10 protein-coding genes are annotated in these 13367 nt (G+C 41.5%); 8 read left to right on the top strand and 2 right to left on the bottom strand.

Features of this window, described 5'->3' with window-relative positions; all coding sequences use genetic code 11:
• Positions 1–32: 32 nt before the first annotated feature.
• Positions 33–788 (top strand): YveK family protein, encoded by a 756-nt coding sequence (locus BPOF4_RS17470; RefSeq protein ID WP_012960560.1) that lies wholly within the window; start codon positions 33–35, stop codon positions 786–788.
• Positions 763–1470, top strand: a complete 708-nt coding sequence (locus BPOF4_RS17465; protein ID WP_012960559.1) for a CpsD/CapB family tyrosine-protein kinase — start codon at positions 763–765, stop codon at positions 1468–1470. The genes BPOF4_RS17470 and BPOF4_RS17465 overlap by 26 nt, the downstream gene beginning before the upstream one ends.
• Before the next feature lie 35 nt (positions 1471–1505).
• Here the strand turns inward: BPOF4_RS17465 and BPOF4_RS17460 are convergent, their stop codons facing one another.
• Positions 1506–1979: a hypothetical protein gene (locus BPOF4_RS17460; RefSeq protein WP_012960558.1), complete on the bottom strand. Its 474-nt coding sequence runs from the start codon at positions 1977–1979 to the stop codon at positions 1506–1508.
• Between the two features lie 319 nt (positions 1980–2298).
• On the opposite strand from BPOF4_RS17460, the gene BPOF4_RS17455 reads away from it, so the two are divergent.
• The 6 genes from BPOF4_RS17455 to BPOF4_RS21310 all read left to right on the top strand — a co-directional run bounded on the left by BPOF4_RS17455 (position 2299) and on the right by BPOF4_RS21310 (position 11641).
• Positions 2299–3882, top strand: coding sequence for a C40 family peptidase (locus BPOF4_RS17455; RefSeq protein WP_012960557.1), 1584 nt, complete (start codon positions 2299–2301; stop codon positions 3880–3882).
• Between the two features lie 303 nt (positions 3883–4185).
• A complete protein-coding gene (locus BPOF4_RS21315) occupies positions 4186–5595 on the top strand; it encodes an N-acetylmuramoyl-L-alanine amidase (RefSeq protein ID WP_012960556.1) in 1410 nt (469 codons plus the stop codon).
• Between the two features lie 181 nt (positions 5596–5776).
• A complete protein-coding gene (locus BPOF4_RS17445; RefSeq protein ID WP_012960555.1) occupies positions 5777–6571 on the top strand; it encodes a hypothetical protein in 795 nt (264 codons plus the stop codon).
• Positions 6572–6715: 144 nt separating this feature from the next.
• Positions 6716–7549 carry a polysaccharide deacetylase family protein gene (locus BPOF4_RS17440; RefSeq protein WP_012960554.1) on the top strand — a complete coding sequence of 278 codons (834 nt, stop codon included), beginning with the start codon at positions 6716–6718 and terminating at the stop codon, positions 7547–7549.
• Between the two features lie 34 nt (positions 7550–7583).
• Positions 7584–9548: a stalk domain-containing protein gene (locus BPOF4_RS17435; RefSeq protein WP_012960553.1), complete on the top strand. Its 1965-nt coding sequence runs from the start codon at positions 7584–7586 to the stop codon at positions 9546–9548.
• Positions 9549–9781: 233 nt separating this feature from the next.
• Complete coding sequence (locus tag BPOF4_RS21310) at positions 9782–11641, top strand: S8 family peptidase (protein ID WP_012960552.1); 1860 nt, start codon at positions 9782–9784, stop codon at positions 11639–11641.
• A gap of 88 nt (positions 11642–11729) precedes the next feature.
• Here the strand turns inward: BPOF4_RS21310 and BPOF4_RS17425 are convergent, their stop codons facing one another.
• Entirely contained in the window at positions 11730–12734 is a 1005-nt protein-coding gene (locus BPOF4_RS17425) for a C40 family peptidase (RefSeq protein WP_012960551.1), read from the bottom strand.
• Positions 12735–13367: the final 633 nt, after the last annotated feature.

The following is a 13367-nucleotide window of genomic DNA, read 5'->3' as shown; positions in this document are numbered from 1 at the left end:
TCAAGTGCATAGATGGAGGCTTTAGAATTACAATGGAAGAAACAATAAGTTTAAGAGAGCTGTATGAAACATTGAAAAAAAGGATCATTATGATCATTACGATAACTGTGTTGGCGGTAGCAACAAGCGGTGTAGTTAGCTATTTTGTCTTAACTCCGATGTATCAATCCTCTACACAGATCCTAGTCAGTCAACAAGCTGCAGGAGCTGCATCAGCTGCCTTACAACAGGCTGGATTTGATGTCGATTCCAAGTACATTCAAACGTATAACGTTATCATGAAAAGTCCTTATATCCTAGATCAGGTCATTGATGAGCTAGATCTAAATCGCACCCATGGGCAGTTAAACGGGCAGCTTAATGTCTCACAAGAAGGTCAATCTCAAGTTGTGACGATTCGAGTAGAAGATGCGAACCCAGCTATGGCAGTCAATCTTGCTAATGCAACAGCTGCAGTCTTTCAGCGGGAGATCGCCAATCTACTGCGAGTAGACAATGTGGTGATCTTAGCACCGGCTGAACTCAGTTCTAATCCGACACCGGTGAGTCCTAATCCTTCATTAAATATGGCTATCGCATTTGTTGTCGGGCTTATGGCCGCAGTGGGACTTGCATTTCTCCTTGAATATCTAGATCAATCAGTGCGTACCGAGCAGGACATTGAGCAGCTGCTAGAGATTCCAGTGCTTGCAACTATTGCTCATATGGATGAAAATGAGACACAAGTATCAAAAGGTTTAACGAAGTTAGGAAGTGACGATCATGCTAAAAAGAAATCAGTCGGTTAGTACAAGGACACAGCAACAGCGAAAAGTAGTCAGCCATTCCAATCCGAAGTCGCCGATTGCTGAGCAATATCGTACATTACGAACAAATATTCAATTTGCCAATATGGACGGCGAAGAGATGAGAAGTATTCTAGTCACTTCAGCAGGTCCGGGGGAGGGTAAATCGACAACAATTGCCAACCTCGCTATTGTTCTGGCGCAGCAAGGCAAGCGAGTCTTATTGCTGGATGCAGATCTGCGTAAACCAACTGTACATTATACATTTCAAGTTGATAATACATTTGGGTTAACTAACGTGCTTACTAAACAACACACCTTGTCTGAGGCAGTAAAGGAAACAAAAGTGGAAGAGCTGCATGTATTAACGTGTGGACCGATTCCTCCAAACCCTTCAGAATTATTAAGTTCTAAGGCCATGGCAGATTTGTTAGAAGATGCTTTTCAATATTATGACTATGTATTGCTAGATACACCACCTACACTTGCTGTGACAGATGCGCAGATTTTAGCGAATTTAACAGATGGCTCGATTCTAGTTGTTTCTAGCGGGAAAACGAACCGTGACGGTGCAAAGAAAGCAACAGAACAGCTTAAGCAAGCCCAAGCAAAACTGATTGGTGCGGTGTTAAATGATAAGAAAAAAGACAATACAAGCTATTATTACTACTACGGGGATAAATAGAGAAAAGCTTAGCGAATTTAATCGCTAAGCTTTGTTTATGTTCTGCGTACCTCAACTATCTCTCTATCAAACTCTACCCAGTTCATCCTCTCAACTACATCTCGGTCCATTTCAAGAACAAATGACATTGGATTAGAATCAAAAGAACAGTTATCATAAGGCATTAATTGAAACGCAACAGTATGATTTGAATCTTTCTGTTCAAAACCTTCTATGTAATGAGGGCAGGTGCTCGGTTCAAATGTTCCAAGTATAACAACAGCGGAAGTGTCAAAGTCTATCTCAGGGATTGCACCTTCTAACTCAAAGTGTTTCCAGTATTCGATTAGACTTGTCTCGTCTAATGCTTTATAGGCGCTGAATTGAATATGTTCTTCAATCATTTCATTCGGTACGCGATCTTCTTGGTATAGAACATTTATATAATCGTCAGACGCTTCACCGCTTGCTATGTCACATCCTGCTAACAAGAATAATGAAGGTATGTATAACAAGAAAAGTAATTTCATGAAAGTCCCTCCTTGTGTGAGAAAAAGTCATCTAACTTAAATTTAACATAATAAGGAATTAGTTGAAGTTAAAATTAGGTAACAAAATAAGAGGAGAAGCTTGAGTGGTGGTTTTGAGATTTTTTGGGAGATTAATGTACTTATATAATCTATTAGTTCGACAAAATAACATTAAAAGTGATAAATACCTACTTTTATAGTCAAAAACAATCAATAAAACAGAAAATTCAAAGCTAAAAATACGACAAAAAGCCCACACTTTATGTACTGATATAGAGTACAATAGAATTACTATACTAGGGTAATGGAGGGGTAACTTTTGACGAACTCGTTATATGTGGACAAGCCATATGAACAACTAAAGACTCACTCAAACATGAAACGCATCGTTTTGTCATCTTCTTTTGCCACGGGTCTCTTCTTCACCTCACCGCTAATAAGTGAAGCGGCTCTTGGTGACCAAGCACTCTCAGAAGGGATGAATGATCCTGATGTTAAGGATCTTCAAAAAGCCTTAAAGGATCGCGGTCACTTCAACTATCATACCGCAACCGGCTACTATGGCTCTATTACAACAGAAGCCGTGAAAGCATTTCAAAAAGCAAATGGACTGCCGGCCACTGGAAATGCTGACCTGGCGACTCTTGCGCAATTAACAGAAGCTTCACAAGTGCAAGCGAGCCAAGCAAGCGTATCTTCCTCATCTAACGCTAGAACGCTGCAGTCGAACCAAGTTCTACGGCAAGGGACGACAAGTGGTGCGGTGCAAGAGCTACAGCAATTGCTTTCACGTGCAGGACACTTCAACTCGAATGCTACTGGTTATTACGGCCGCGTGACTACTGAGGCAGTCAGAGCATTTCAGCGCCAGCAAAATTTAACCGTTGATGGTATTGCTGGACCTAAAACAATTACAGCGCTTCAAAACGCAACAGGACGTGGTACGGCTTCAGTCCCAACTCAACCATCTGCAAGCGCACCATCCCAGTCACCATCATCTCAGCCGACACTGAGATTAAATAATCATGGGGACGCTGTATCTTCCTTGCAGCAAAAATTAAAAGATCTAGGTTACTATACTTCTTCTATAACCGGTACGTTTGGCCCTCAAACCGATTCAGCGGTAAAAGATTTCCAACGTGCACATAATTTAGTGGCAGACGGCATTGTCGGAGCGAATACATATCGAGCATTGGCAAATGCAAGGCCCAAAGCCCAAGTAACCGCACCATCTACACCACCTCAATCAGCGGCGCCTGGCTCATCTCAACAAACAAGTGCGAGCTCAAGTATCCTTCGCATTGGGACAACTGGTGCGGCTGTGACAAATATGCAGGCACAGCTCCGTACGATTGGTTTATTTGGACAAGCTCCAACCGGTTATTACGGCACGGTAACGGAACAAGCAGTACGTGCCTTTCAACGTCAGCAGGGGTTAACGGTAGATGGTATCGCAGGACCTGCTACATTAGGAAAACTTCAGCAACTAGCTGGAACTCCTTCATCTACACCAAGTACTGGCGGGGGCAGCAATGTTGGCAGTTTTAATATGATGAATGTCATTGCGGATGCCTCTGAGCAGATCGGGACGCCTTATGTATGGGGCGGGACAACGGCTTCCGGGTTTGACTGTAGCGGATTTATCCAATTTGTCTTCTCAAAAAATGGAGTGCAGACACCGCGTACCGTTGCGCAGATGTGGTCACAAGGAAAATCAGTGAGCCAGCCAAGTGTTGGTGATCTTGTCTTCTTCGATATAAATGGAACAGGTGCCTCTCATGCAGGGATCTATATTGGAAGCAATCAATTTATTCATAGTGGTTCATCAACAGGAGTAACGATTGCTAGAACAGATACAAAGTATTGGAACGACCGTTATATCGGGGCAAAACGAATGCATTAATTTAGAGGCTGTCTTCTAAATAAGAGAAGACGGCCTTTTTATTTTCTCTAATTTTCTATACAAAAATGTAATGTAATCAAAATGAAATATAAAATATGACATTTTAACCATTAAGATGACACTATAATATGATAGAATTTCCAGTAGAGTTGATATTGAGCCAACAAAGCTACATTGTTCCTCACAATCTAACATTTTACAACTACTTATTTTGACGAAAATCAACAATCGATGTCAGGTCGATTTTTTGGTTGCTTTCCGGCCTCAATAGACTACAAACACATAAGAAAGAGGAGTGATCACATGCGTAAGCTGACACTTATGCTGCTAATCTTCTCGATGATCGCATCTTCCTTCGTACTTGATACTAGAGTGGCGGAGGCAAGTGCTCCATTTTCGGATATGCCGAATACTGGACATGCTACCATCGAGCGTTTAGTAAAAGACGGAATACTAGTGGGGAATCCAGATGGGACACTTAGACCTCATCAGGAAGTAACGCGAGCAGAAGCAGTAACAATGATTGGACGTGCTCTAAAGTTAAATGGAACGCAGCGAGCTACTAAGTTCTCAGATGTTCCAGCCAATCATTACGCATCAGGCTACATTGCTACAGGTACAGAAAGAGAGCTGATCTCTGGTACATCAGCAACAACCTTTTCACCAAGTAATACAGTGACTCGTGCTCAAATGGCTGTATTTTTACAACGCGCATTCAATCTAAGCGAGACAAGAACGGACGTTATCTATCGTGATGTTAACCAATCAACGTTCGGAGCAAGTTCAATTAATGCGATTACTACGGCTAGAATTTCAGCAGGGTATCCAGATGGTTCATTTAAACCAAACAGCGGGACAACTCGTCTAGAGTATATCCTTTTCTTAGGACGGGCACTCTATGATGATATGAAGCTAGCTGAATATAAACCAAATTCTGATGTTCTAGATCAATTTGCTACAAAAGCAGTTGTCTACAATGCGCCATCAGGTTTAAATGTACGTTCAGGTCCAGGGACAGAGCATCCTTCTATAGGACGTATAGCGAATGGTACGGAAGTAAACTACTATAATGTAATTGGGAACTGGGCAGCATTTACATATAATGGTGATATTGCTTATGTTTCATTATCTTATTTACGTACCCCTTCAACAGGCGGTTCTGGATCGCTTGCAGGGAAAACGATTGTAGTGGATGCTGGACACGGCGGGCACGACCCAGGTGCAGTAGCCTCCTCAAATGGACTTCGTGAAAAAGACTTCAACTTGGCTGTCGCGTTGAAATTACAGCGTCGCTTAGAGGCAGCAGGTGCGAGAGTCATTATGACACGTACGACAGATGTGTTCTTAACACTAACAGAACGTGCTAATATCGCAAACCGTAACAGCGCGGATGCTTTCATCAGCATCCATGCCAATGCAGGTCCATCGTCTGCAAATGGTTCAGAAACATTCTGGAACAGAAACCATGCAAGCGCAGACAGTAAGCGTTTAGCAGAAAATATTCAAAGTGAAATGATTGCGAAACTTAACACACGCAACCGCGGCGTGAAAGAAGGAAACTTCACTGTTATTCAAACATCAAGAATGGCAAGTGTACTAGTAGAAGTTGGCTTCCTATCAAATGCAGAAGAAGCTCGTAAACTAGCATCAAATTCATTCCAAGAAGACGCTGCAGAAGCAATCTTCCAAGGAACTGTGAAGTATTTTCGTTAAATAGAGCTATGAGACTGCCAGACTTCGGTTTGGCAGTCTTTTTTATTTTCTCCAGTCATGAACTGAGCACTTAGTTAGTTGAACAGTAAATGCCGCAATGAGCAAGCTAATCTCTATACCCACATTAATGAAACCTAAACTAACTCCAAAACGTCAAATAAAGTAAAAGGAGACGACAGTTATGTTAAAAAAAGGTATACCTGTTTTTGTGGCTTTTTTACTATTATCCGGTTGTGGTGCCGATATTAATACAGTCAGTACCTCAGAGGATGAGTATAATGATGAAGATGTGGATGAAATAGATGCGGCTACATACGAATATCCAGCCCGTGAAGTACCAGAGGACATCGCCGCAGCATTTGAAATGGAGCATCCGATCGTCGCCTATTTTTGGAACGCAGATGAAGAGAATATCTACGTAGATGTAACAGAATCACTCTGGCATCACCTGCAATCATTAACTCCGCATACGAAAATTCATTTTGAGAGTATGTCCTCCGGCGGTGTGATCTCTAAAGAGAACCTCACAATAATAGATGGAACTAGAACACCTATTAAAGAAGATGACCTCATCGATGGTGATCGCCTTTACCTTGATTACGATATGAGTGATTATGATCCTACGAATGAGGAGTTGGAGATTGATGTGATGGTTGTAAATTTTACAACCGCAGAAGATATAATGGAAGAGTACTATGCAAAGGAAGAAGGTCAGTACAGCGTCTCAATGATCTATATAGAAGGAAGCGGTCAAGTAATAGATCCTAGCTGGGATGAAATAGAGTTGATCCTGGCCCATCCAAAGGTCCAAGGGTATAACAACATCACACAAGAACAAGATGCACCGGTTAGAAGAGATCTTCAATCAGCCCTCGCAGTAGAATCATTGCCGCAATTAGTTGTATTTGATCACCAAGGCGTCACCTACCATACAGACAACGCAGAGGACCTCCTTCAGTACCTAGAAGAATTGTAGATAGCCAGGATAAATTAGAGCAGCTTTCATAGGAAAGGGTGCTTTTAGTTTTTCACAGATTCCATTCGACATCTTCCCACAATCGGTAAACCCTAGTATACTTAATAAGGTTACAAATAGTTGAAATTAGAGGTGAAACTGCCAATGAAATACGCAATACAATTGATCCTAATGGTGCTTACTTTAAGTGTTTTAAGTGCCTGTGGACAGCCAGCTAGCACGGAGGTAAGTCCTATTACCGTTTTAATGTATCATCATTTTCATGAAGATGCTGCACAAGAGAGCAGTGTAACGATGCAGCCAGAAAGATTCCGCGATCAGCTAGAAACACTTAAAGAAGCGGGATATACATCTATTTCAGAGAGGGATCTGTATGAGCATTTATACAATGGAAAAGAACTTCCTGAAAGACCGCTCGTTATTACGATTGATGATGGGTATGAAAGTAACTATGAGTATGCGTACCCGATTTTAGAAGAACTTGAAATGTATGCAACGATTTATGTAGTGACCAGTTACCGCGGCGAAACGCCGGGTGTAAGTCCTCACTTTGATTGGGGTCAAGCGCGTGAAATGGTGGAATCAGGATGGATTGATATCCAAAACCATACGCATGATGGGCATTATTATGTAGAAACAACGCAAGATGAAGGTCCGTTTATGACAAACAAAATGCTTGTTGATGGAATCGAAGAGACAGAAGAAGAATACCGCGAGCGAATCTATCAAGATCTTAAGCAAGCAAAAGAGTTAATTGAAACAGAGATTGGAAATGAAGTGTACTCGTTTACGTATCCATTCGGAGCGTTCAATGAAACGGTGATTGATGTTTCTACAGAGCTCGGTCACTCGATCATGTATACGGTCCGTGAAGGGGTCAATACATCTGATACGAATCCGTATGAATTAAATCGAATTAATGCAGATGGGTCATATAGTGGGGAAGACTTGCTTAAAGTGATAGAGAAGTATCATTAAGATGTCGATATGATAAAAGAAGGGAGTGAGTAAAATGCTAAAGAAACTGCTTGCAGTAATGTTAATCTGCTCAGCTATTGCATTTACCTTGCCAGAGACGGCAGAGGCAAATGATTGGAAGCATTATGTACGAGGGGTAGAACTTCTTGAACAAGGACGTGTGAAAGAAGCGATAACAGAGCTTAATCGAGCGGCGTCTATCTCTCCAAAAGGAAGTACGTACAGAAAACTTGCTGAAGCCTATGAGTTAGATAAGCAATACCAGAAAGCCGCGGATACGTATTATCTAGAAGCAGAGACCCACAGGAAGCGTGGGGATGTGAATACGTACCTAGCTGTAAAAAGACTTGCAGATGCCTTGAATACAGAGATTGATCTATTTGTCGAACAAAAAGGTCAAAGAGCTCAAGGAACGTTAGGGAAATATGAGCCAGCTAACGGAATGTATATTGGGGCATATCTTGAGCAAGACCAAATTAGAAACCAACCAGGAAATACGTATCGAAACTTTAATCAGCTGACAGGAAAGCAGCATGCTGTTTATTTTACTTATCACCATTATGGAAGAGAGTTTCCTCATAACTTTGCAAGACAAGTAAAAGAAGCTGGCGGAGCGATTCAGTTAGCATTAGAGCCGCGCACAGGGCTGAATCAAGTAAAAGATGATGCCTACTTGCGCAAGTTTGCTCGTGATGCGAAAGCGGCTGGAGTGCCGATTTTCTTACGTTACGCATCAGAGATGAATGGCGGCTGGGTGCCTTGGAACGGGAATCCTGATTTGTATAAAGAAAAATTCCGTACAGTAGCGAAAGTAATGAAAGAAGAGGCTCCGAATGTAGCAATGGTATGGGCGCCAAGTGCCACACCAGAAGCGTACATCGACCAATATTATCCCGGTGATGCCTATGTGGATTGGGTCGGAATAAATTTGTACAGTGTCCCGTATTTAAATGGGGATCCGAACCGTCCGACGGATCAATTAAATCCACTTGATAAAGTGGAACCGATCTATAACACCTATGCCAATAGGAAACCGATCATGATCGCAGAAACGGCTTCAAGTCATTACACCTCTGTCGATCAAAAAGACAAAACTCATTTTGCAGAAACGAAAATGAAAATGCTGTACGACGGATTAAAAATGAAATACCCGCGTGTAAAGGCTGTTCATTGGTTTAGTGTCGACACGATCAGCGCACAAAATATTCCAATTGACCGCCGGTCGAATAACTACAGCCTTACAGTAAATGACCGTTTTCTTGCGAGCTATAAAGGGATGATACAAGATCCTTATTATTTATCCAAGGTCGTAAATGGTCCTATGGCTGCTGAAGATACCCCTGATGCACCTGTCATATCAGAATTAGAAGGCATGAACCTTCGTCAATCTGTTAAAGGGCTCGGATTTGCCAAGACCTATGATCCTAATATTTCAAAAGTAGTGTACCGCTTAAATGGAGCAACGATCGGTCAGCCGACACAATATCCATTTAGCTTTAACTTGAACTATAATCAATTAAAAGCAGGGACGAACCAACTAGAAGCGATTGTATTTGATTCAAAAGACAACGTAGCTGCTAGAAAAATATTTACATTTACAAAGGCATCGCCTGTTAGCAGCATCCAGCCAAACCGTCTAGTAATGTTCCTAGGAGATGAGCACGCCTATATTCATGATGGGATTATGAAGCTGTTAGAATCTCCATTTACTACGGGAGGACGTACTCAAGTTCCGCTTCGCTTTATTAGTGAAAATCTAGGAGCGAACGTTCAATGGGATCAATCAAGTCGGACAGTGACGATTACTAAAGGAAAAACAACGATTCGTCTTGTCATTGATTCTACGCGAGTGACAGTTAATGGCACAGCTAAAACGATAGACCAAGCACCTATAGTAAGGCAAGGAACGACTTTTGTACCCCTTCGCTTTGTTACAGAAGAGCAGGGCGCAGAAATTAAGTACACGCCAGGTGACTATCGAATTGATATAACCTATTAAGAGTAAGAAGGGGAGAAATCCTCTTCTTTTTTAGTAGCTTTAATAAAATCTTTCTAAAGTTCAATGATCTTCCTTGTAAATTAATAGTAAACTTACGATAATAGGACTATAGAAACGAGACTGGGGTGACATCATTGAGAAATTATTTATTCTGTACAATATGTTTTCTGTTCATCTTTCTCCTTTTCCCTGCAAATGCTTTAGGCAATGAGGAAGTAAGAGAAAACTATATTATGAGCTTTAAAGAGTCTATAAATGAAGAGCTAACGAAAGAGTATGAAGAACGCATTTATTTATATCTTACAAGTATTGATGCAGTGGCGATTGAGCTGACAGAAGATGAGAAAATGGAGCTCTTGGATCACGTTGATGTAGCGAGTATCGAAGTAGATGAACCGATCCATGTACAGAATGCAACGATTGATTGGGGGGTAAGCCGGATTGGTGCACCCCCTGTATGGAGCAATGGTGTCACTGGGCAAGGAGTTAAAGTAGCGGTCATGGACACTGGAGTAGATATGTCTCACCCAGACTTACAAGTCGTAAAAGGGAAATCTTTTATTAGGAACCAACTTTCCTATAATGACCTTAACGGCCATGGTACGCATGTAGCAGGAATTATTGGAGCGCAGCATAATAATTTTGGAGTCTACGGAGTAGCTCCTGATGTTGATTTATATATTGCAAAAGTTCTTGATGATCAAGGAAATGGATTCACCTCATATGTCGTAGAGGCGATTGATTGGGCCGTTCGGGAAGGGGTAGATATCATTAACTTAAGCCTTGGCGGAAAAAATCAATCAGCCGACTTGCAAAGAGCGATTGAACGAGCATACAGCCAAGGGATCTTATTTGTTGCAGCTGCCGGAAATGAAGGAACACAAACGGGGCAGACAAATACAGTTGATTTTCCCGCCGCATACAGTAGTGTGATTGCTGTAGCTGCGGTCGATAATCAAGATCGACGTGCGATTTTCTCAAATGGTGCTTCCGCAACCGGACCGACAGTAGAAGTATCGGCACCTGGCCAAGCAATACGAAGCACTCATATCAAGCAAGGTTATACGGTGAAAAGCGGAACATCTATGGCAGCTCCCCATGTTGCAGGGCATTTAGCACTGTTAAAGCAGGCATATCCAGATAAAAGTCATACCCAAATCCGAACTCTTATGCAGCAGCAAACGAAGGATCTTGGTCCAACCGGTCGTGATTCGGTCTTTGGTTTCGGTCGAATTGCGATACCAAGCACATTAAAAATAACAAATCCCCGACCATTGGAAGCTACTGGATTACAGGCCATAGTAGAAGGGTGGCAGAATAACCAGTGTCAGGTGAAGTTATCGTGGAAACCTCCTGTTGATGGAGAACCCCCAGCTAGTTATATTATTTACCGTAATAATCGAGAAATCGATCGAGTTCAAGCAGGGAACCAATCATACCTTGACTCGGTTTCTCCTGGAACGTATACGTACAGTATTGAGACGATTGGCAGGAACGGGGAGAAGTCTAACCGCTCTAAAATGATCACAATCAAAGTAGAGCAGGACGCGGAGATCACTCCGATTACATCGTTTAATGATGTAGCAGGAAGTGAGTGGTTCGCATCAGCATTGTATGACTTAAAACAACGTGGAATAATGACAGGATATACGGATGGCAGTGCCAGACCTAACCAAATCATTACGAGAGGTGAGGCAGCTGTATTAATGGCCAAAGCCTTAAACGAGCAAGCCGTGACATATAGAAACGGGTTCATTGATGTCAGACCGCAAAGCTTTGATGCGAATTACATTCAAGCGATGGTTGACCGAGGGATTTTCAGCGGGTATAGTACCCAAATTTTCAGGCCTCACGTAGCGATCCCTAGAGGGGAAGTAGCCGCCATCTTATCAAGAGGATTTAACACACCTCCTATAAGAGACGTTTCCTTTTATGATGTTCCAACGAATTATCAATTTTACCAATCCATTATGAGAATAGGCAGAGCGAACTTTGCAAGCGGCTATGCAGATGGATCGTTTAGACCCTTTGCCGAAGTGACCCGAGCAGAATTTGCAACCTTTTTAGCAAGAGCAATTAAAGCAAATGAATAGTCATACTTTATTTCAACCGAGCATCTACTTACTGGTGGATGCTCTTTTTGTACACAAAAAAAGCGCCCTTGATAGGCGCTTTTGCTGATTAATTTAAAGCTTGGAATAAGATAGAAGCAAATTCCGCACGAGTTAAGTTGCTGTTAGGACGGTATGTACCATCTGCAAAGCCGTGTACAATGCCATTTGCTTTTAAAGCTGAAATTTCATTATATGCCCAGTTTGATGAATCAACATCAGGGAAAGAGCTAGAAGATGAGGCTGATAACTCAAATGCTGCAGCGAAAAGAACAGCAATTTCATCACGTGTGACAGCTTCGTTAGGGTTAAACGTACTTCCAGGCAGATAGTCAAAGTACCCAGCACGATCTGCAGCTGAAATATCGGCTGATGCCCAGTGTGATTCAGGAACATCACTAAATGCATTCGTTTTTGTTGGTGTTGCTAATCCTGTTGCACGAACGAGTAGTGCTGCTACTTGTGCGCGAGTTAATTGATCATTTGGAACAAAGCGATCATTACCATAACCACTGATAATGTTTTGGTTGCTTAGATTACGAATTGGACTATAAGCCCAGTGGTTTGTTGCTACATCATGATACTCACCAGCTCCTAACACGCGTACTGGTTGAGGTTTTTCTTCAGGTAATACACGCTTTGCACCAATATAACGCGAACCCCAATAGTGAGGGTCATTAATAGAAGCAATCGAAACACCTCTAGATGAAGAAGAATGAATAAATTGGCTGCTTCCAATGTAGATTCCTGCATGTGAGACGCCAGAACCTGATGTATTAAAGAAGACTAAGTCTCCAACTTGTAAGTTTGACTTTGAAACAGAAGTACCAGTGTTATACATTTGACCCGTTGTTCTCGGGAGGCTTACTCCAATTTGGTTAAATACATATTGCATATAACCTGAACAATCAAATCCACTAGTTGTCGTTCCGCCCCATCTATATGGAACTCCTATATGCTTCTTGGCTTCAGTGACGAGTTGATCTTGCTTTGTGCTAGCTTCGGCTGGTGTGACATTAAGCAATGTCGACAGTACAAGTAGAACCGCTAGAAACGGCACGATCTTCCTAATCATACGAACACTCCTAAATTCTTATGTAGTAGTTACTTTTCTCACAATCTATGAAAATTATGTTTAATTCTCTAACGATTGGGTAAGTACGAGATTCAGTCTACCACAAAAGAACCTGAACTAATGTTACAAGAAGGTAACAAATTGATGATAGTTGCTGTAATATAGCATGCTTTGATGTAAAAAGTCATATTAATAGGGATATTTGTTCATAGGAAGAGCGAAGGGATAAGAGTAAAGTCATGCTTGGTTCATTAGTGAGTATTAACTCCAAATAGGGTCTATTGAATTATTATTTACTTTATATTTACAAATATGGTTTATAGGTAATTCTGCGCATTTCTATGTAAATATCGTAAAAGATAGAGAAAAACAATTGCATTTTTTGGTGCTAGCTGTAGAATAATAGTAGATTAGTAACCTACTTTGTGGAAACCAATGAAACAATTTGGTAATTAACCAAGAAATTTTATATCATGGTTGACATTACAAAGACTGGTAACTATACTAATCTTGCAAGTCTATTTTCTTAGTTATTTACTGCGACTTTTGTGTCGAACCTATCTGAGGGTCTAATGAAAAAGACTCACGACGGACTACTAACATACTATCAAGCTTCATATCAACACGGACCGA

The organism is Alkalihalophilus pseudofirmus OF4, assembly GCF_000005825.2.
GTDB lineage: Bacteria > Bacillota > Bacilli > Bacillales > Bacillaceae_D > Alkalihalophilus > Alkalihalophilus pseudofirmus.
The sequence above is the reverse complement of the archived record's forward strand: the minus strand, read 5'-3'. Positions and strand labels throughout refer to the sequence as shown.